Here is a 20,687-nt window from a genome sequence, read left to right as displayed (position 1 = left end):
TACACGAACGGCTGGCCGATCGAGTACTTGTACGCCATCGCGACGAGCGTCGGCAGCTTCGCGATCATGCGGATCGCTGAGACATCGCGGTGCGTCGGATTACTGATGTCGAGCGAATCGTGATAAAACGCCGACAGCGCGCCGACTGCGGCGACGAGGATCGCCATCGGGTGCGCGTCGCGGCGGAAACCGCGGAAAAAGAAGTGCATCTGCTCGTGCACCATCGTGTGGTTCTTGACCGTCTTCACGAACTCGTCTTTCTGCGCCTGCGTGGGCAGTTCGCCTCTCAGCAGCAGAAAACAGCTTTCGAGGAAGTCGGCATTCTGCGCGAGATCGTCGATCGGATAGCCGCGATACAGCAGTTCGCCTTTGTCGCCATCGATATACGTGATCGCCGAGTTGCACGACGCCGTCGACATGAAACCCGGATCGTATGTGAACTTGCCCGTCTGTCCGTACAGCTTGCGAATGTCGATCACATCGGGACCCATCGATCCTTTATAAACCGGCAGTTCAATCTTCTCGTCGCTATCCGAAAACGACAGCGTGGCTTTAGTCGTTGATACGTTCATCTGGCATTCCTTTCGACATTGCATTCCTGAGACATCGCGAGGCCTGGCAATGCGCCGCGTCGCACATCGAATTTTGCTTGCGCGCCCGTTTCCGTGCGGATTGCCGCACCTCGCAGCCGTCAGCATTCTACGGCGCGCAACGCGATTGATTGCATCGCTCACACGCAACAATCCATCTCGAATGGAGCAATACTCGACAGTGGAATAACGCTTTGCGACGACAGACAAATGAAAGAATGCAAGTTCGGCGCAACAATGTTTTGCTCCAGGCCGTAACGCCAAACGCGATCCCGTCTGACATACTGAATTCCGTGTTGAGCTTCCCCGGCAAAAACACATTGCTGTCTTTGACCCGCCGCGTGTTCGGCGGGTCTTTTTTAAAGTCAGATAGAGGGATTACCAAAATGGACATGAACATCGACGCGCTCTTTGCCGCGACGGACGAAGCAGAAGACACCGTCGTCACGGCACTGAATCATCAGGACATCGTGCTGGCGATGTCGGCAGCGCTCGAAGCGGAAAAGGTCGCCGTTCTGCACATGCTCTATCCGCGCACGGACGCGCGCACACACCGCAGCCTCGATGAACTCGTCGACCGTTTGCACGGGCATGGGCTGCATCAGGTCGCGCGCCTCGTCTCGCACGAAGCGCACTATCTCGTGTTCAAGGAACCGCGCAAGGCATGGAAGGCGTTCCATGAGATCCGTCACGACTCGCTCGCGATCGGCGTGCACCTGTACTATCGCGGCATGGTCGGCGAAGCCGCCGAGCGCGCGCTCGACATCGACGCGCACGCGAAAGACAAAGGCAGCAAGTGAAGCTCAACGCGTGGCTTGAATGAACGCGTCGACGAAACGGTTGAATGCGGCGGGATGCGCGAGGTTCATCCCGTGCGACGCGCCCATTACCGTTTCGCGGCGCGCATCGCGCAGCCACGACGCGAGCGTGGCGGCCGTGCGCCGGAACATCAGCGGGCTCTTCTCGCCGTCGATCAGCAGCACGGGGCACTTCGCGTCCGACGCGTCTTCGCGTGTGTAAGCGGGCAACGGATCGCGGAACTGGCGCGCGAGCGTGTGCGCATTGTCCGTCGCCATGCGGCGAAAGCCCGGCGTGCTCTTCGCCCAGAAACCAGGGCGGCTGACGGAATCGACGAACAGTTGCAGGCCCGCATCCACGTGGCCTTCTTCGATCAGGTGCGCGGCGCGCGCACGCAGCGCGTTGACCGTCTCCGGCAAGCTCGCGGGCGCATGCCCGCCGATCTGCAACGGCCCGCCGGGATCAGCGAGCGTCAGCGTCTTCACGAGCCGCTGATGACGCCGCGCGCAATGATACGCGACACAGCCGCCGCGCGAATGCCCGACCACATGCGCAGGCCCCGCGCCGAAGCGCTCGATGAACTGCGCGATTTCATCCGCGTGATTGCTCCAGCTAAACGGAATCGTGGCGGGCGTGGCCGTCGCGGGCCAGTAGTGCGTGAGGCTGACGGCGACGCATCGATAGCGCTCCGACAATCCCGCGAGTTGCGGCTCCCAATACCGGTAGTCGCACAGCGAGCCATGCACGAAGAGCAGCAGTTCGCCGTCGCCCTGCGCGACGTAAGGCATGCGCAAGCCATTGGGCAATTCGACGAATAGCGGCGATGCAGCGGAAATCTGATTCACTGGGCGAGGCAAATGAAAAGGCGCGCGGAACAACAAGGCGCGCGCCACGAAAGCCTCATTGTCACACAGCGTTCCTGCGCGCGGCGATGTCCAGCCGCACACTCGCACACGGAACCACCATGCGCGCCCTTTGAAGGCGCATTGAAAACAATGTCAAACGATTGCGTCAGCCATACGCCGACATATCGAGCAAGCCTGCGCTCGCTGCCGCGCCGGCGCCGCGCACGGCGCACGTCAGCGGCTCGTCCGCGACGCGCACTTCGAGGCCGAGCTCGTTGCTGAAGTAACGCGCGAGATTGCCGAGCAGCGCGCCACCCCCCGTCAATACGATGCCCGCATCGGCGATATCGGTGACGAGTTCGGGCGGCGCATTTTCGAGCGCGCCCTTCACGGCCACCAGCACCTGGCGCAGCGGCGCGGCAATCGCTTCGACGACGTCCTGCGTCGACAGCTCGACCGTGCGCGGCAGGCCGTCGTCGACGCCGCGACCCGTCGCGCGCATCGTTTCGGGCGGCACGACCGCGAGCGCCGAGCCGATGGTCTTCTTCACGAGCTCGGCCGTCTGCTCGCCGAGCAGCACGCCGAAGTTGTTGCGCACATGCTTGATGATCGCCGCGTCCAGCTGGTCGCCGCCGACGCGGATGGAGCCGTTGTACGCGGTGCCGCCGAGCGCGATCACGCCGATTTCCGTCGTGCCGCCGCCGATATCGACGACCATCGAGCCCGTCGCCGACGAAACCGGCAAGCCCGCGCCCACGGCCGACGCAAGCGACTCGTCGATCAGGTTGACCTTCCACGCGCCCGCCGCGGCGGCCGCCTCGCGGATGGCGCGGCGCTCGACCTGCGTCGCGCCCGACGGCACGCAGATCGTGAACGACGCGCGGCGCGCGAAGAACGAACGCGGGCTCGCCATGTCGACGAACTGCCGGATCATGTGCTCGGCGGCGGGAAAATTGGCGATCACGCCATGACGCATCGGCCGCACTGCTTCGAGATTGCCGGGCACGCGGCCGATCATCTGCTTGGCCTCGCTGCCGACCAGTGCGACGCGCTTTCTCCCCGCCGACTCGTGCTTGTCGAAGCAGACCACGGACGGCTCGTTGAGCACGATGCCGCCGTCGTCGGTATAGATCAGCGTATTCGCCGTGCCGAGATCGACCGCCACGGACTGGCGGAACAGACGTCCAAAAAGCGATGACTGCGCAATCGATCTGGCCATGTTCAGGCTCTTTTAAAAGAGGTGGGCTGCCTCGTCGGCAGCGAAATTGTCAAACGTACGGCCCGACGATGCGACGCGGCCGTGCGTCGGAAAGTTTTTCCGGCTCTTGAGCGCATATCGGCAGATGCCTAGGGGAACTTTAGGAAGATTGCTGCTGAAATCGCTTACGGCCGCTTGAAAGCGGCCGTTTCGAGTGTTTTTTCTAACGGTTGGCGGACGAACGGTTCAGGAATGGGCGAGCGGCGCGAGCGCGCGCGTGAGCGCCTCGCGGCCCAGTGCGACGCCTTCGCCGGAGATCGTGTGACCGACGCCCGGCAGCGCGAATGCTTCCACCTCGAAGCCCGCGTTGTGCAGCGTGATCGCGGCGCGTTCGGTTTCGTCGACGGGAATCACGGCGTCGTCGTCGCCGTGGATCAGCGTCACGGGCGTGGCGCTGCGCGTCGTGACGGGCGATGCGAGCCGCCCTGAAAACGCGACCACGGCGGCCGCTCCCTGCGGATTCGTCGCCACGTGATGCAGCGACATCATCGAGCCTTGCGAAAAGCCGACCAGCGCGAGCTGGCGGTAATCGAGCCGCCAGTGCGCGAGTTCGGCATCGAGCATTTTCTGCAGCGCGGGCCACGCGGCGGCGACGCGCGCCTGCCGGTTGTCTTCGTCGATATCGCGCAGGCTGAACCACTGGCGCCCGCCGAAACCGCCATCGAACGGCTCGCTGCCATCGAGCGACGCAAACGCCGCGTGCGGCAGCGCTTCGCGCCAGATGTCCGCGAGGGGCACGAGGTCCCGAGCATTGCTGCCGACGCCATGCAGCAGCACGACCAGCGCCGCCGCCCGTCCTTCGGCGGGCGCGAGCCGCCAGCCATTGTCGAATTGTTCCCAGGCCATCGCCTTCATCCTTTCGTATTGCGTGGCGTGCACCGCGGGCATTGCGCCGCTGCCGTGTCACGCGCTGGCGGGAGCATACGCCGCACATCGCAATTTTGCGTGAATTTCGCGCGAAGCGTCTGCGGCGCCCAACACCTGACATCGGCGGACACTGCCGCAGTGGACAACGCATTTCCGATTCGATCTTGCAGACGCTGACTTGCGCAGCCCCGCTGCGGCTTCGCGATCGGCGAGCGTTGCGCGCCCGTCCGAGCGTTGCGTGCCGGATCACGTGCGTCTGGCACGCTCCCGTTGTGGCGTTCGCCGATGCCAATCGCCGCTTGCGACTATCATCGGCGTATTGCGCCGTCCGCGTGTCGCGCGGACAGCCTGTGCGTGCACATCGCCGGAGACCCGCTTGAGCGACCCGAACGAACCGTCCGCCTCCTCGAAGCCCGCATCGAAGCCCGCATCGCCGCCGGGGCAGCCTGCCCCGCCGCCGCTGCACGGCGGCCAGCTTGCGCTGGCGACTTTCGCCGTCGCGCTCGCCACGTTCATGAACGTGCTCGACACGTCGATCGCGAACGTTGCAATTCCAACCATCTCCGGCAACCTCGGCGTGTCCGTCGATGAAGGCACGTGGGTGATCACCGTGTTCGCGGCATCGAACGCCGTGTCCATTCCGTTGACGGGCTGGTTCACGCAGCGCCTGGGGCAAGTCAAGCTGTTCGTCGGCGCGATTCTCGGCTTCGTGCTCGCGTCGTGGCTGTGCGGCGTCGCGCCGTCGCTGCCCATTCTGCTGCTCGCGCGCGTGTTTCAGGGCGTAGTGGCGGGCCCGCTGATTCCGCTGTCGCAGGCCATTCTGCTCAATTCCTGGCCCAAGGAAAAATCGTCGAGCGCGCTCGCACTGTGGGCGATGACGGCGACCGTCGGCCCGATTGCCGGCCCCGCGCTCGGCGGCTGGATCACCGACAGTTATTCGTGGTCGTGGATCTTCTACATCAACATTCCCGTCGGCATTTTCGCGGCGGGCGTCACGTGGATGATCTACCGCACTCGAGAAACGCCGACGCGCAAGCTGCCCATCGACGTCGTCGGCCTCGGCCTGCTCATCACGTGGGTCGCGTCGCTGCAAATCATGCTCGACAAGGGCAAGGATCTCGACTGGTTTTCGTCGCCCGTGATCGTCACGCTCGCGATCACGGCCGTGATCAGCTTCGCGTTCTTCCTCGTATGGGAGTTGACCGAGCCTAACCCCATCGTCGATCTGAGGCTATTCACGCAGCGTAATTTTCTGGGCGGCACGATCGCGATCTCCGTCGCGTACGGCGTGTTCTTCGGCAACCTCGTGCTGCTGCCGCAATGGATGCAGGAGTATCTGAACTACCGCTCCGTCGACGCCGGGCTCGTGACGGCGCCGCTCGGCATCTTCGCGGTGATACTTGCGCCCGTGATGGGCCGCGTGCTGCCGCGCTCGGACGCGCGCATCATCGCGACGCTCGCGTTCGTCGGCTTCGCGATCGTATTCTTCATGCGCTCGAACTACGTGATCGAGATCGACACCTGGCATCTCGTGCTGCCGACGCTTCTGCAAGGCATCCCGATGGCGATGTTCTTCGTGCCGCTGACGGCGATCATCCTGTCGGGCCAGCCGGGTCCGAAAGTGCCCGCGGCGGCGGGCCTGTCGAATTTCGTGCGGGTGTTTTGCGGCGCGGTCGGGACATCGATTGCGGGCACGGCCTGGAATAGCCGCACGATCCTGCATCACGAGCGCCTCACCGAGCAGGCCAACGCAAACAATCCTGTTTTCATGCAGCAGATCGACTCGACGCAGTCGCTGCTGCACGTGAGCCCTTCGACGTCCAATGCGCTGTTCGATTTCACGGTGAACACGCAGGCCGCGATGATGGGGCTCAACGATATCTTCTACGCGTCGGCCATCATCTTCGTGCTGATCATTCCGCTCATCTGGATCACGCGGCCCGCGCGGGGCGGCGGCGGCGCGGATGCGTCGGGCGCGCATTGAAGGCGGCTCAATGCGCGCGCCGCCCGTCAGCGCAAGGGACTAGCGGAAAAAGCGCGCGGGTGTTTCGCCCAGCGCATCCTTGAACACCGCGATAAACGACGACACGTCGCTATAGCCGACATCGAGCGCCACTTGCGTGACGCTCGCTCCCGCGCCCAGGCGCGTCAGCGCCGTCAACAGCCGTAGCTGCTGACGCCATTGTCCGAACGTCAGCCCCGTCTCCTTCGTGAAGAGCCGCGCCGCCGTGCGCGCCGTAATGGACGCCTGCACGGCGAAATCGTCGAGCACGCCCGCGTTGCCGGGATCTGCGGTGAGCGTATCGGCGATATGCCGTGCGCGCGGATCGCGCGGATAGATCAGCGACAGCCCCGCTTCCGTCAGCCGCGGCAGACGGTCGGCGATAACGGCCATCAGGCGCGATTCTTCGCCGGTGAGCGGCGCGTGTGGCGCGAACTGCGAGGCCGCGGCGAGCAATTCGTCCATCAGGCCGTCCACGGCCATCACGCAACAGCGCGAAGGCACGGGCACGGCGTTCGCGTCGGCATACAGGATGCACAGCACGACGGGCGTCGCTGACGACATCCCGTGCAAGACGTCCCGCAAGACCCAGATGCCGTGATGCGGCGGCGCGACACACAGTCCATCTTCCGTACGCACGCTCAGCACGCCATCCACGACCTGCACGAACTGCGCGCGACGCGGCCTCCGCCACGGCAGAACGAATGCGTCGTGACGCGCGCCCTGCACGAAGGCCGCGCGCTCAACAGAATCGGGATCGAAGGAAACACCGCCCATCTGTGGTCCGTTCAGCCCTGCCGGGCAGTGATACTTATGAAGATTAGCATGCGGAGCCTGCGCATGCTCTCGTGCGGTGCAAAGCCGCCGTAACACGGCGAAAGTAGGGACACGCATAAAGTCTGCGGGCAAATTGACCGGGAGGCCGCAGCCGCTGCTCAAGTCTCAAGCATGAGACAGGGTCAAAGTTCGCAGCAGCAACCGCGATCTCTGAAACTGCGTCGATTCCAGCAACACAAAGTCTGCGGGATCGCCCACCAACGACGCTTATAAGGTCAGCGGCAAAAAGGGACGCATCATAATCAGGGTGCGTCGCAGCAAACAGAGACGCAAATTGGATAAGACCCGCCACGGGTGAAGACAGCCATCCGAACCTCGACGCTGGCCCCACCTGCATTCACGACCATCCGTAACAACGCACGCGATCGCGCTTTTTACCTCCGCAAATTTCGACCGAAGCTAAAGCTAAGATGTCCTGGTAACGATAGAAGCGATAACCTTTGTGCGAACGTTGGGAGCTCCGAGCCAATGTTGGCCGATGGCCTCGTCAAACACGGCGCCGATAACACATCAGATGAGCTCAAGAGAGATTCCGATCCGCTGTACTACGAGGACCGGAGGTCCGGCAGATTCAAATGGGGTCGTCGAGTTCCAAGCTAACATTTGCTATGTGGAATCACCTTTGACGGAATTCATCAATTCGATATCCCCGATTCGCTCTCGTTGCTCCATGGTAAAGCGACTTCTCCGCAACCCGGCGGTCCGCAAAGCTTCATCGATGTCGCCCAGCCGTTGCCCCGATGCTAAGTTGCCAAACCAAGAAATGACCAGTTCACGGTAGGCCGCACGACATTCAACCAGTTCCATCAAACCGGCCTCAAACGATCTGTTCCGCACCGATACTCGACGAAAACCTGCTCTTTCGAGAATGGCGCTCCGGCTTGCCATGATCGGGCTCTCGGCGGATATCAGTCCACGCCACGCGTCGTGGATCTGGCCAGGAGTTGGTTCCTTCAACCGGACCGCCCCTTTCGTTCGCCCCGGTGACCGGTGGCTGCGATTGAATGTGCGGAGCCAATTCGGGTCATTTTTCAATAGCGCTCTGTAAACGGCTGGATAGGCTTCAGCCGCCGCGGGGATGCGCCTTTCCGGTGAGGCGTTCTTAACCACCCGGCGCCATGTCGCGCGCAATTTACTTAGTTCTCCAGCGTTAATACTGCTCACCCTTTCACTGTACGCCCAACAATAAGATAGATGTAACTCGTCAAACTGCCGGGATCATATTTGCCGCAGATCAGCTGTAAAACTCCAAACTTCGCAAGTGAGAGGGAAGTGGCGGTGTCAGCCTGGGAAGCGCAGGATTGGCGAAAGTCGTAGCGGGAACCGAACATGTTGCCTCGCATGCTCATGCAAGGGTGCGTTGCATCGAAGTACCGACGTCCTTGAACTTACTCCGATGCGAGGAGACAGATGGAAGCTCGTATGTACGTGCGGGGTATCATACCGAGTGCTGAAAGAAGCTCGATGTGATGCCGCGCGACTGGTTCCGATCTCATATGGCGATCGGTACCGGAAACGGTATCGCGCGTTGATTGCTAAAGGAGACAGCGTATGGTCTGCGGCACGAAAACCTATACTGTCAGCCAGCACTGGCATCGCCGCAACCACCACGATGCAGGACATCGCTGGTTTCGGCAATGCATCGCCGATCTTTTCGGCGACCATTCCCGAAAGCGCTGATGGCCATTGCTCCCTCCGCCGCCCGTGGTTGCGTCGCGCAGCACGATCAGGCTCTGGTTAAGATGCGCGATGAGGGGGCCGAGGAAATCCTTCGGCTCCTGCGGCAGCTTCAGATGCCCATAGAAACGATTGCGCTTCGCTTTCCATTCTGCTCGCGGGATCAGGAGCACCGCCTGACGGCGGAACGCTAAGCTATGGTCGTTGAAGACGGAACCATTACGCAATGCGACGCGCAGCGCAAAGAGCGTTGCCCACTCGAAAGCTAATAGCGCCTTGTACGGGTCACAGCTGTCGATCGCTTCTCGCCAGTCCCGCCCGAGTCGGATTGCGACATGGTCCGGCAACCTGTAGCTCTTACGGGCATAGCTTCCCCGGAGCACCTGAAGTGCACTGATGACTGGGTGAACGGTCTGGGCTTCAAACGGCAGACGGATGAGCCTGGCAAGCATCGCACGCGCTTTCCCGCGTTTCGCGAGCAGGTGCGCGGGAACCAGACTGTGCCGGGTCGGGATACGTTCATCAAGGGCCTGGTCGGCCAATTCGTTCAGTCTTTCGCCAAGATCTTTGCGCGATAACGCTGCGTCAAGTGCGACAGCTTTTACAGCCAATGCAAATTCGCGCAGACATGCCTTTGGATCTAACAGGATCAGTTCGATTTCACGCATCGCGTCGTTGGCCGCCTTCAGAATTCAGCGGCGCAACATCGATAGCAATTGATCGGTCGCGGAGCACAGCGCGTAACGCACGAAGCAGGCTGCTTCCAGCTTGCGTGATCGTTGCTCCACGCGCTTACCCATCTAAGGCGGCCGGCGCGCGGAGCGCCGTGCGTGGTGTCGTACAGCGGCTTAGTTGCAAACCGTTGGCCAGCCCTTACACCGACCGCATAAAGCCAATCGATCTTTGTCATCACGTCACTCATCTGATGCGTTGACTGCCGCAGGGGTACAGACCATAACCATTGCTGCAAGCTTCCATGGTCACTGTCGGGTTGTGCCAACAGCCGACTCCGGTGACCCAGCGTCGTGTCGCCGAACGCGCCAACTAGTTCATTGGTTAAAGACCCCTCAATATCCTGCCCTGCCCTTATGATGAACCAGCCCACGCACGACATACCGGCGCTGGTGCCCGGCCATGGGTCGGAATCCAAGCGCCTGATATGCGAGGACCTGATGATCAATGAGCGTGCGGGCACACGTTTCATACAGTGCCCGCAGCGTACCAAGATCGGGCGGATCGAGTTCCAGTTGCGCGCCAAGGTGATTCCAGAGCACTTTGGAAATTTGCCTGCAGGCGTCGAGCGTACCGCCGCTCATCCGGATAAAGCCAAGGTGGAGCGCGATGGCAAGCCGGTATAGTTCGCCGCGACGCGCCTCGATTAGCGCGCGCTCTTTCGCCGAGAAGGTGAAGAACGTGTCAAGGTCGAAGTCGGTGAGTTCGCGAGGGATTTGCCGGATGCCAAGATACATGACTTGCCAGTGTTCCATCGTGCTCGCCTTGAAGCGAATGACGGACCAACGAGCAAAGCGACAACGAATGACGGGGCGAAGACTACTGCCTGCGCAAACATGAGGTAGCCGTGACCCAAGGCAATACCCAGCGACCGCGCGACCGTTGCAAAATGCTTTGGAATCAAGGGGACACGGAGGCGCGATAAATTTGTCGGTCTGGCCGACTTGAAAATCGTTCGATGCAAAGCCCACATCCCCTGCCGCACGGGAGAGGCGCTGAGCCCATCGCCAAGGGCATCGGCCAGCGGCTGACAGTGCAGCCAACGCTTTCGTCTTCTTCCCCTCAGCACACGATACCGCTATCTCACCGCGACAAAAAATACGGGGATTTTGCGGCATGACCGAGTGAACACAAAGCCGGAGGAGTTGCGACCATCCAGTAAGGCTCTATGGAGTTCTCTGCTCGGTGCTTCGCTTGTCCCGGCTTCAATCCTGCGAAGACGCTCCTGCCCAGACGGAAGGACGGCGGCCGGACCACGGCAGGGCCGCTTCCAGTTGCGCCGCAAGGCGGAACAGCACGTCTTCGCGCCCGAAACCGGCGCCGAATTGCGTGCCGATGGGCAGGCCGCTCTCGTGGTCTGTTGAGAGCGGCACCGTCATCGACGGCAACCCCGTGACGTTCGCGAGCGCCGTGAACGGCGTCTGGTCAAGCACATGTGCAATCCAGCCGTGCCCATCTACCGATGTCTCCACGCGGTTGTATTCGCCGATGCGCGGTGCGAGTTCGGGCAGCGTTGGCGAGAGCACCACGTCGTAACGCTGATACAGCTGGCCTGTGGCCCGCGTCACGGCATTGCGCGTCTGCAGCGCAGCGAGCAAGTCCGTACCGCTCACGCGGCGCCCATACTCGTACACCGCATAGGTGGCCGGCTCGAGCACGTCTGCGGATACGGTGCGGCCTGTTGCGGCTGCGAGTGTGTCAAGTCTCGACGTCGCGTTGGCCGTCCAGAATTGCGCGTTCGCATACACGAACGCCTCCCAGCTCACGCCAAGGTCCGGTGTGATTTCTTCGACCTCATGGCCCAGCGCCAGGAGTTCGCGCGCGACCCTTAGCGTGGCGGCCTTGATCGCAGCATTTGTCCGCGCGCCGTTGGCCGGATTCAGCGTGAGGCCGATGCGCAGCTTGCCGGGGCTGCGCTGCAGTTCGGAAACATAGCGGTTGGTGGGCGCCGCGATGTAGTAGGGTTCGCCGACACTGCCGCCCTGGATCGCGTCGAGCAGCGCGGCACTGTCGCGCACAGTGCGGCTGATGCCCATATGCGTGCCAAGGCCGTTCCAGACCTCATCCGCGGCCGGGCCGTTCGAGACGCGGCCGCGGGTCGGCTTCAGCCCGAATAGGCCGTTGAACGACGCGGGCACTCGAATGGAGCCGCCGCCGTCGGTCGCATGTGCCACGGGGACGATGCCAGCCGCGACGGCGGCGCCGGCACCGCCGCTCGAGCCGCCCGCGCTGCGTTCGAGGTCCCACGGGTTGCGTGTGGGGCCGCACATGCGGCCTTCGGTTGTTGTGCTCACTGCCAGCTCGGGAAGGGTCGTGCGGCCGAACGTAACAAGGCCGGCCTCACGAAAGCGCACCATCAGATTCGAGTCCGCGCTGGCCAGCAGTCCATCTGCGAAGCGGCTGCCCATCGCGCAGCAGCGGCCCTTCATTGTCACCCCGAGGTCCTTGAGCAGAAAAGGCACGCCTGCGAGCGGACGCAGCGCATGGTCGCCCTCCGCATCGCCTACATAAGGCGTTGCTGCTTCCGGCTCCCACGTCTCGACGATGGCGTTGATCTGCGGATTGACCGCTTCGAGCGCGCGCTGCGCGGCCGTGGCGACCTCCGCCGCGCTGACCTCGCCGCGCGCAATCAGGTGACTCAAGCCCACGCCGTCAAACGACGTATATTCGGTTAGCTTCATGACAAATCCGGATGAGTGATGACTGGATCGTGTTGCGCCGTCACACCGAGGTCTCGCCGACCGATACCGGCACGACGGCGGACTTCGGCGCGAGCGCCAGCGAAAGGATCAGCAGCGCGGAGAGGAACAACATCGCGGCCATGACGAGAAAGCCGACGTGTATGTTGCCCGTTGCGGTCTCGGCCCAGCCGATGATGGCCGGCCCCCAGAAGCCGCCCGACAGCCCGATCGTGTTGATGAGCGCAATCGCGCCAGCACTCGCATCGCCCTTGATGTACTCGGTCGGCACGGCCCAGAACACGACGTTGGCCATCCACGTTGTCGCCGTCACCGCCGTGAACGCGAGCGTGGCCGCGATCAGGTTCCCGCCTGTGAAGACCCACGCGCAAAGCGCGAGGAACGCAATGAACACGGGCACGGCGATGTGAAAGCGACGCTCGCCGCGCTTGTCCGAACTGCGGCCGCCAAAGTAGATAGCTAGCGCGCCCGCGGCTGACGGAATGGCCGCGTACCAGCCGACCTGCACCGGGTTGCTCGCGCCCGCGAGCTTCAGGATAGTCGGGAGCCAGAAGCTCACGGCATAGATCGGCGCGATGATGAACAGATACGCGAGCGCGAGTACGTAGACCTTCGGGTCCTTCAGCACCGCGCCAAACGAGCCGTGCAGCCCCTTGACGGGACCAAGTAGCGACGCGAGCAGGCGACGCTCTTCGTCATTGAGCCACTTCGCGGTATCGGGGCCGTTCGGCAGCAGGAAAAACGCGACGATCCCGAGCAGTGCGCACGGCGCGCCTTCGAGCAGGAACATCCATTGCCAGCCGGACAGATGGCCGACGCTCGCGAATCCGGTCAACAGCCAGCCCGCCACGGGGCCACCGAAGATGCCACTGATGGGGCCGGCCAGCCAGACGATCGAAATCGCCCTGGCCGCGCGCGACGGACCGTACCAACGCGAGAGATAGAACAGGACGCCCGGTGCGAAACCCGCCTCGAACACGCCCAGCAGAAAGCGCACGGCGTAGAACGCCGGCACGCTGTGCACGAACATCATGCAGGCCGATGTGATGCCCCACAGTGCCATGATCCGGCTGAAGGTCACCCGCGCACCGATTTTGGGGAGCAGCAGGTTGCTGGGCAGCTCGAACAGCACGTAGCCCACGAAGAAGATCCCGGCGCCGACGCCATAGACTGCGTCGGAGAAATGCAGTTCGCTCTGCATCTGCAGCTTGGCGAATCCGACGTTGACACGGTCGAGATAAGCGAACACGAAACCGATCAGGAGAATCGGCAGCAAACGCCAGTTGAGCTTGCGATAGAGCGCAACTGCTGCCGCGCTCTCGTCTCCATTGTTTATTTTTTCCAGCAAGGTAGCCTCGATTTCATCAATTTCAGTCGGAACGCGCGTCGCGTCGCGCATGTGCGTCCCCGGTTGCGCCGATCACGCGACCCGGCGTGCGCCACGCTGCGCATAGCCGCCGGATCGCATCGCTCTTGATCGCTGTCTCGTTACAGCTCCATCGTTGCAGCGGCCAGCAGGGCATCACACAGAATCTGTGCGCCCGCGATGAGGTCTTCGTCGTCGGTGTGCTCGAGCTCATTGTGGCTGATGCCCTTCTCGCTCGGCACGAAGATCATCGCGCTCGGCGTGCGATCGGCCATGTACTTGGCGTCGTGCGTCGCACCCGAGACCATGCTCATATAGCGGAGCCCGCGATGCTCGGCCGCGTGGCGAACGGCAGTGACGAGGCGCGCGTCGAACTGTACCGGGGTCGAACGCAGCACCACGTTCGCACTGACCATGCAATGCTCGATCTCGCCCGAGCACAGCTCAAGAATGCGGTCGCCGGTACACAGCAGATGCTCGGGGTCCGGGTGGCGCAGGTCGATGCTGAATGTGACCTTGCCGGGCACGATGTGCGGCGAACCCGGCGACACCTCGAAGCGGCCCACCGTGAAGCGCAGCACGTCGGCTGGGTCGGCCACTTCGGCGCGCAGCTTTGCAATGAGAGCGTTCGCCGCGACCAGCGCGTCCTTGCGATGGCGCGACGGCGTCGTCCCCGCGTGCGCCTCGAAACCGCGTACTTCTACCTGATAGAGATGCAGACCCTGGATCGCGCTCACCACGCCAATGCCGCGCGCTTCCTGCTCGAGCACCGGGCCCTGTTCGATATGCGCCTCGATGTAGGCGTGTCCGGTCGCGCCCAGCGGACGGCGTTCCATCGGCGGAAGCTCCGCGATCTGCCGCGCCAGCGCCTCGCTCACGCTCACACCCTTGGCGTCATTAGCCGCCAGCGCGCGTTCGAGCGGCACGGCCCCCGCCGCGACGGCCGAACCCATCGTGACCGGCCCGAAACGGGAACCTTCCTCGTTCATCCAGACCACGAGCTCGATCGGACGCTCGGTCACGACGTTATGGTCATCAAGCGTTTCGAGCACTTCGAGACCCGCCAGTACGCCGTACACGCCGTCGTACTTGCCGCCTGTGGGCTGCGAATCGAGGTGCGAGCCCGTCATGACGGGGCTCAGGTCGGCGCGGGTGCCCGCGCGACGGATGAAGAGATTGCCGATGGGATCAATGCCAGCAGTGTAGCCGCGCGCCGTTGCCCATTCCAGGAGCCGATGGCGCCCCTGCGTATCTTCGGGCGTGAGGGCCTGCCGGTTGACACCGCCGTTGGCCGTCCCGCCGATGCGGGCCATTTCGCGATGCCGGTCCGAGAGACGGGGGCCATTGATGAGCGGAGTGCCCGTAGCTTGCGGGTTATGTATTTCCATTTGTGACTGCGCGCCAGAGTTGTACTAATGGCGAATCTACCCAGCCCGCATTGCCATGTCAAGTGCCTTGACTATGAGGAAAGTTACTTGCATTCTTGGGCGAACAGTGCAACCTTGCTTAACGCGCCGCCCTTGCCTCGCGGCGGGATTGCTGTCAGATAGGAGAGACTTGAACAACGCCGTGACCTCTCGATCGGACCCAGTCGCGCGCCGAGCGTTTACACTCGCGGACGGGGCACCAGGTCGATGAATCATCGCGATGCGCTGGCGCCTTGCCGGCACCCGGCATTTTTTTGAAAGAATGAAAATGGATAACGAAATCGCCGTTGGCGCGCGACTCAAACATGCAAGATTGAATTTCAGGCTGAGCTTGCGGCAACTGGCCGACAAGGTCGGCTGCACCGAAAGCTATCTGTCGAAGGTCGAGAACAACAAGGTCCGACCGTCGCTGCCGATGCTGCACAAGATCGCGGTCACGCTGGGCATCAGTGTCGCGAAGCTGTTTGTCGAGGAGGACGAATCGCAGGGCCCTGTCACGATCCTGCGCGAGGGCCAGCGCCCGGTGTTGCGCACGGACCATCGCCGCGCGGGCGATGCCGTGTCGCTGGAGACGCTGCTCCCGAGCCATCTCTCCACGCTGCTCGAAGCCAATATCCATCACGTGCCCGCGGGCGCGTCGTCGCAGGGCTTTCTCGAGCATCAGGGCGAAGAGATGGGCTTCGTGCTTGAGGGCGAGCTGGAACTGACCGTGGGCGACCAGACCGTGCGCGTCGGCCCTGGCGACTCGTTTTTCTTTCTGTCGCATCTCGCGCACGGCTACCGCAACATCGGCAGCACCGACGCGCGCGTGCTCTGGGTCAACACACCGCAGAGCTTCTAAAGCGGGGCAACTCTGCCGCCCCGTATGCCAAGGACCGGGGCGGCCTACTCCGCGCGCTTCGCAGCCTCGCTCATCCTGCAGCCCTTGCCTGCGGGATCGCTAAAATCCGCACCGAGACCGCGCCTGCATCTTGCCCCGCCCGTTACGTTCTCGTCCCGGCGTCATGACCATTACGGCCTTCGAGGTTAACGTTCACGCAGAGCTGTGCGACAAGGAGCGGCGCGAGCGGTGTCCGGCCGGAGCGGTTTTCCGCTTCCGATCGAGTCCCATGCTCTACGAATGGCCAATTGCGAGCGAAACCTAAGACAGGGTCGACCCTAACCCGTCATCGGCATCCAATTCGGATATCCAAGGTCTCGTCCGCCCACGCTCAATGGCCGGTCTTCGGCGAGCAGATCGCAGGTGGCATTGCCTCGACGCGGCCAACTGCGGCCAGTCGGGACGAAACGTTGTCAGGCCGCTTCGATTGATAAAGCGGCCTTTCATCGTCATATCTTCAAATGAGCTGCCCCATCGAGAATGCGTGTGCAGCAGCCATCGTATCCAGCGCCTCACGCAGGAGTGAGATCTTGCCGTCGCGCGCGACGAGCCGCCCGGCATACATCTGCCGATAGATTTTCCCCGTCGACGGCACGAGCGCTTCGACTTCATATTCGGCAAATACCTGCTCCGGTGTTTCCATCAGGAATCGCACGTTTTTAAACGCGAAATCCGGCACTTTCGCGAGCAGCGATGCGATGAAGCCTTCGATCTCTTTTGGCCCCTGTGCGCGCCCGTCAATGCCAAGCGACTTCAGATAAGGGAGGTCCAGCACGCCATCGTCGGCAAACAGTGCGGCGGCCGCGCGTGCGTCGCGAATCGATTCGAGATAAGCGGAAGCAGTTGTTTAGCGTTGTTCATGATCGGCTCGATAGAAGCGGTAATGGATGTGCGTTACTGCAGTCGCGTCTTCAATGCAGTCGCCATCTGCTGCATGGCGGCGCGCGTCGGTGCGCCGGCAGCGAGCGCGTTGAGCAGGCCAAAGTCGTGGATCGTCCCTTTGTACTGGGTGACTGTCACGTCGTTGCCCGCCTGGTCGAGGCGATGTCCGTATGCCTCACCTTCATTGCGCAGTACATCAAACTGCGCCGTCTGGATGAGCGCAGGCGGCAAGCCCTTCAACTCGTCAAGCGATGCACGCAGTTGGTTGAAACCTATCATTGCATAAATGCAATGATGTTATATGGTTAATCAGATCCGCCAGCGCATCACTTGGGCCATCGCCACGTGGGATCAGAGAGATGGTCGGCGAAGTAATCGGACAGCGCCGCCACCTTCGCGGGTCGCGCACGCGCGGACGGCGTCACGAAGTAGAGACCGCCCTTCGTCAGCGACCAGTCGGTCAGGACCGCTTCGAGACGACCATCGGCCAGATATTCACCGGCGATGAATTCGGGCAGTTCGGCGATCGCAAGGCCGTCGAGCAGCGTGGGCAACAGCGCATCGGAATTCGTCACGCGCAGCGGGCCGGTCGGCATCACCGGTTCCTCCTCGCCCGCGTCGTTCGTGAAACGCCACACATCGCTACGCGCGCGATACGCGTACGAAAGACACGGCCGATCCACCAGCTCGCGCGGATGCGCAGGCCGCCCTTCGCGCCGCAGATAGTCCGGCGACGCCACCACGAATTGCGTCACCGCGCACAGCCGCCGCGCCACCAGCGACGAATCCGGCAACGCGGCGATACGCAGCGCGGCATCAAAGCCATCGGCGACCAGATCGACCGACGCGTCAGATAGATGCAGGTCGATCGACACCTCCGGATATGCGCGAAAGAAGCCCGGCAGCAGAGGCGCGACCCAGCGCAGCCCGAACGACATCGGTACGGCGAGGCGCACCAGCCCGCGCGGCTGCACCGACATCTCGCGCGCGGCGCTTTCCGCCTCCTCTGCCTGTCGGTAGATCTGGCTGGCTTTCTCGCAGATCGTCCTGCCAAACTCGGTGAGCGACAGCTGGCGCGATGTGCGGTTGAAAAGCCGCGCGCCCAGCCGGTCCTCCAGGCGGGCCACGGCGCGCGAGACCGTCGCCACCGACACACCCATTGCGCGCGCTGCAGCCGCGAACGATCCCTCCTCGGCGACCTTCGCGAACATCGCGAGTCCTTCGAAATCAGGCAACTTTGCCATTAGCCCTCATCTTTTCATTTTTGCAATGTTGGGTTGCGATCAATTCTATTTCGAAAATACCGGGGCGTCGATATTCTCCTCCCATCGCAGCACGCAACACCAACGCAAACACACCACCGACTGAACGAAAAGGAGCAACACCATGGCACGCAAACTCGACAACAAGATCGCACTCATCACAGGCGCAACCAGCGGCATCGGCCTCGCTACCGGCCAGCGCTTTGCAGCCGAAGGCGCACACGTCTATCTCACAGGCCGCCGTCAGGCCGAACTCGATGCCGCCGTGAAAAGCATCCACGAAGCGGGCGGCAAGGCAACAGGCGTACGCGTCGATTCCACGAAGCTGGGCGAACTCGACGCGCTGTATGCGCAAATCAAGGAAGAACAGGGCCGTCTGGACGTGCTGTTCGCGAACGCCGGCGGCGGTTCGATGCTGCCGTTCGGCAGCATCACCGAAGAACATTTCGACGACACCTTCAATCGCAACGTGAAGGGCGTGCTGTTCACGGTGCAAAAGGCGCTACCGCTACTTGCCGAGGGCGCATCGGTGATTCTCACAGGCTCGACGGCGGGTAGCGCGGGCACCGCGGCGTTCAGCGTGTATTCGGCTTCGAAGGCGGCGGTGCGTGCCTTTGCACGCAGCTGGATTCTCGACCTCAAGGAGCGCCGCATCCGCGTGAACACGATCAGCCCAGGCGCGACCCGCACGCCCGGCCTGCTCGATCTTGCCGGTGACGATGCTGCCCAGCGCCAGGGTCTGGCCGATTACCTCGCAGCCCAGATCCCGATGGGGCGCCTCGGCGAGCCCGGCGAGATCGCAAGCGCGGCGCTGTTCCTGGCCTCGGACGATGCGAGCTTCGTGAACGGCATCGAATTGTTTGTCGATGGCGGCCAGCAGCAGATCTGAGCGTAGCCAGGGCGCGTGGGGTGCGGTGGACGGGGTCTTTGACGCTCGCGATCCGCGCCCAGCGTACTCGAACCGAACTCTGTCATGATTGAACATCGGCCTTTTCTTGCGCTTGGAGCAATCCGGCGCGGCTGTGTCGACGCGCGCCAGCATTTCAGCGTGGGCGAATCCGGGCGCGCCGACCATGCACCGCTCGGCCCACTCCACGTGTGGAACGACGTTGAATTCGCGCCGCACTCGGACCTCGGCCTGCATGCTCACCGCGACGTCGAGATCGTCACGTGGGTGCGTTCGGGCGCAATTACGCACGAAGACGACGCGGGCAATCGCGCGCGTCTGGTCGCTAATTCCATCCATTGATGAGTGCCGGAGCGGCGATCCATTACGCCGAGCGCAACGAGGAAAATCAATCCGCGCGGCAGTTCCAGATCTGGCTACGTCCGCGCACACTGGCCAGTACGCCGCGCTGGTCGACGCGAGTCTGTTCGCTCGGATGTCGCGAGGGCCGATTCGTTACCCTGGCGAGCGGCGATCCGGGGGATGTCCGCGCCGGCGCCTTGCCCATTCACGCCGAGGCGCGTGTGCGTATCGCGACGCTGCGTGAAGGCACCGTGATGCAGCACGTTTTGCCGATGCCCGGTTCTGCTTACCTGGTCGCAGATCATGGGCGACTGGACGTAGGGCCGATCAGGCTGGCGCGGCGCGATGGCATTGCCATTCGGGGTGAAACGTGGCTCATGTTGAGAGCGCGAGACGATACAGATGTCGTGATTGTCGAACTCTTACGCTAGAGCAAACGCTCCAGTGAAAGTTTAGGTGGCTGTTTTGAGGTGAACTGTAGACGTTGATACGGACTTTGCCGATGGCAGAGTTGGGTCGGCAGTACGCACTGCCGACTGGCCGCTTTCCAGCGATGAGTTTGAAGAGCGGACGGACGCGCCCGACCGAGGCCGTGTGAAAACGCAAAAGCACTCGGTTTTCGGGTGTCGCTTTACCCTTCCCAAGTTGTCACCAGGCCGATACGCGGCGATCTGAAGGGTCGACTTTTGAGAAGGCTTCATGCGGAGCCCGTTTTCACACGGCCTCGACCCACATCGGCCGCTCAGGTTGTCGGGACATCAATGGCTGCTTGTGGGGTACAACGGCCCCTGCATCTCCCCAAGATTGCGAGTGCATTGTCAGCCTTTTCTGAAGCGCCTCACTCTACTCGGCATAGTTGGCCGACCGTCTGGACTGCGCGAATTAAACGGGCATTGGCGACGCCTTGACGCATACAGATTTCTTTCATGATCCGATATAGTTGATTTGTCAACTTTACAATGATGCAAATCAACTTTGATAGAGAAGCCGATGTTTCACAAAGTCGTCGACGGAGCTACGCACAGCGGCGCGTATCGGGTGATGACAGGGCCGGTCACCGTCAATTACTGAGGGGAGATCAAGGTCGCTTCGTTTGGCATGGAGCGCCCGGACGTTGGTCGCGGAACGGCTCCTAACTGATCTCGTCCGGCGAGCGAAATCGAGTGCGCGGAAGCGCCCACTCGATTGAGAGCGTCGGTGCTCGAAGAATTGAAGTTCGTGCGGACGCGTTCTTCGACCAGGCGTCGAGACCTCTCCGCAGGTCTTGAGCCGAACGTTCGCATTTAATTGCCCAAGTTTATACTTGGTACTAGTTC

17 protein-coding genes and 2 pseudogenes are annotated in these 20,687 nt (G+C 62.4%); 5 read left to right on the top strand and 14 right to left on the bottom strand.

The window, feature by feature from the left end; translation table 11 throughout:
- Nucleotides 1-572 (bottom strand): citrate/2-methylcitrate synthase (locus J8I87_RS37575; protein ID WP_280923136.1); only part of this gene is annotated, 572 nt, incomplete at its 3' end.
- A gap of 404 nt (nt 573-976) precedes the next feature.
- Here J8I87_RS37575 and J8I87_RS37570 point away from each other — a divergent pair.
- On the top strand, nt 977-1,390 hold the full coding sequence (locus tag J8I87_RS37570; RefSeq protein ID WP_209937425.1) for a hypothetical protein: 414 nt from the start codon (nt 977-979) through the stop codon (nt 1,388-1,390).
- A gap of 3 nt (nt 1,391-1,393) precedes the next feature.
- On the opposite strand, the gene J8I87_RS37565 is transcribed toward J8I87_RS37570, so the two are convergent.
- The 3 genes from J8I87_RS37565 to J8I87_RS37555 all read right to left on the bottom strand — a co-directional run bounded on the left by J8I87_RS37565 (nt 1,394) and on the right by J8I87_RS37555 (nt 4,337).
- Nucleotides 1,394-2,176: an alpha/beta fold hydrolase gene (locus J8I87_RS37565; protein WP_209937431.1), complete on the bottom strand. Its 783-nt coding sequence runs from the start codon at nt 2,174-2,176 to the stop codon at nt 1,394-1,396.
- A 223-nt stretch (nt 2,177-2,399) separates the two neighbouring features.
- Complete coding sequence (locus J8I87_RS37560) at nt 2,400-3,452, bottom strand: rod shape-determining protein (RefSeq protein WP_209937424.1); 1,053 nt, start codon at nt 3,450-3,452, stop codon at nt 2,400-2,402.
- A 225-nt stretch (nt 3,453-3,677) separates the two neighbouring features.
- Nucleotides 3,678-4,337, bottom strand: a complete 660-nt coding sequence (locus tag J8I87_RS37555) for an alpha/beta hydrolase (RefSeq protein ID WP_209937423.1) — start codon at nt 4,335-4,337, stop codon at nt 3,678-3,680.
- Between the two features lie 397 nt (nt 4,338-4,734).
- Here J8I87_RS37555 and J8I87_RS37550 point away from each other — a divergent pair, with 397 nt between their 5' ends.
- Complete coding sequence (locus J8I87_RS37550; RefSeq protein WP_209937422.1) at nt 4,735-6,342, top strand: DHA2 family efflux MFS transporter permease subunit; 1,608 nt, start codon at nt 4,735-4,737, stop codon at nt 6,340-6,342.
- A 39-nt stretch (nt 6,343-6,381) separates the two neighbouring features.
- On the opposite strand, the gene J8I87_RS37545 is transcribed toward J8I87_RS37550, so the two are convergent.
- From J8I87_RS37545 to J8I87_RS37515, 7 genes are all read right to left on the bottom strand, one after another.
- Nucleotides 6,382-7,137: an AraC family transcriptional regulator gene (locus J8I87_RS37545; RefSeq protein ID WP_209937420.1), complete on the bottom strand. Its 756-nt coding sequence runs from the start codon at nt 7,135-7,137 to the stop codon at nt 6,382-6,384.
- Between the two features lie 666 nt (nt 7,138-7,803).
- Complete coding sequence (locus J8I87_RS37540; protein ID WP_209937419.1) at nt 7,804-8,154, bottom strand: hypothetical protein; 351 nt, start codon at nt 8,152-8,154, stop codon at nt 7,804-7,806.
- A gap of 614 nt (nt 8,155-8,768) precedes the next feature.
- Nucleotides 8,769-9,542, bottom strand: a complete 774-nt coding sequence (locus J8I87_RS37535; protein WP_209937418.1) for a hypothetical protein — start codon at nt 9,540-9,542, stop codon at nt 8,769-8,771.
- Between the two features lie 399 nt (nt 9,543-9,941).
- Nucleotides 9,942-10,361 (bottom strand): DUF4158 domain-containing protein, encoded by a 420-nt coding sequence (locus J8I87_RS37530; protein WP_209937417.1) that lies wholly within the window; start codon nt 10,359-10,361, stop codon nt 9,942-9,944.
- A gap of 450 nt (nt 10,362-10,811) precedes the next feature.
- Nucleotides 10,812-12,287 carry an amidase gene (locus J8I87_RS37525; RefSeq protein ID WP_209937416.1) on the bottom strand — a complete coding sequence of 492 codons (1,476 nt, stop codon included), beginning with the start codon at nt 12,285-12,287 and terminating at the stop codon, nt 10,812-10,814.
- A gap of 40 nt (nt 12,288-12,327) precedes the next feature.
- Nucleotides 12,328-13,650 (bottom strand): MFS transporter, encoded by a 1,323-nt coding sequence (locus tag J8I87_RS37520; RefSeq protein WP_245254442.1) that lies wholly within the window; start codon nt 13,648-13,650, stop codon nt 12,328-12,330.
- 143 nt (nt 13,651-13,793) lie between these two features.
- Complete coding sequence (locus tag J8I87_RS37515; RefSeq protein WP_209937413.1) at nt 13,794-15,059, bottom strand: Zn-dependent hydrolase; 1,266 nt, start codon at nt 15,057-15,059, stop codon at nt 13,794-13,796.
- A 307-nt stretch (nt 15,060-15,366) separates the two neighbouring features.
- Here J8I87_RS37515 and J8I87_RS37510 point away from each other — a divergent pair, with 307 nt between their 5' ends.
- Complete coding sequence (locus tag J8I87_RS37510; protein ID WP_245254439.1) at nt 15,367-15,939, top strand: cupin domain-containing protein; 573 nt, start codon at nt 15,367-15,369, stop codon at nt 15,937-15,939.
- 496 nt (nt 15,940-16,435) lie between these two features.
- Here J8I87_RS37510 and J8I87_RS37505 read toward each other — a convergent pair whose 3' ends face one another.
- The 3 genes and pseudogenes from J8I87_RS37505 to J8I87_RS37495 all read right to left on the bottom strand — a co-directional run bounded on the left by J8I87_RS37505 (nt 16,436) and on the right by J8I87_RS37495 (nt 18,104).
- Nucleotides 16,436-16,753, bottom strand: a complete 318-nt coding sequence (locus tag J8I87_RS37505) for a nuclear transport factor 2 family protein (RefSeq protein WP_313068072.1) — start codon at nt 16,751-16,753, stop codon at nt 16,436-16,438.
- 119 nt (nt 16,754-16,872) lie between these two features.
- A pseudogene (locus tag J8I87_RS37500) lies at nt 16,873-17,121 on the bottom strand (alpha/beta hydrolase fold domain-containing protein); the annotation flags it as partial.
- Nucleotides 17,122-17,186: 65 nt separating this feature from the next.
- On the bottom strand, nt 17,187-18,104 hold the full coding sequence (locus J8I87_RS37495; protein WP_209937411.1) for a LysR family transcriptional regulator: 918 nt from the start codon (nt 18,102-18,104) through the stop codon (nt 17,187-17,189).
- A 142-nt stretch (nt 18,105-18,246) separates the two neighbouring features.
- Here J8I87_RS37495 and J8I87_RS37490 point away from each other — a divergent pair, with 142 nt between their 5' ends.
- Nucleotides 18,247-19,011 (top strand): SDR family NAD(P)-dependent oxidoreductase, encoded by a 765-nt coding sequence (locus tag J8I87_RS37490; protein WP_209937410.1) that lies wholly within the window; start codon nt 18,247-18,249, stop codon nt 19,009-19,011.
- An 84-nt stretch (nt 19,012-19,095) separates the two neighbouring features.
- A pseudogene (locus J8I87_RS37485) lies at nt 19,096-19,802 on the top strand (pirin family protein).
- Nucleotides 19,803-20,687: the final 885 nt, after the last annotated feature.

The sequence above is a fragment of the Paraburkholderia sp. LEh10 genome (assembly GCF_017814945.1).
Lineage (GTDB): Bacteria > Pseudomonadota > Gammaproteobacteria > Burkholderiales > Burkholderiaceae > Paraburkholderia.
The sequence above is the reverse complement of the archived record's forward strand: the minus strand, read 5'-3'. Positions and strand labels throughout refer to the sequence as shown.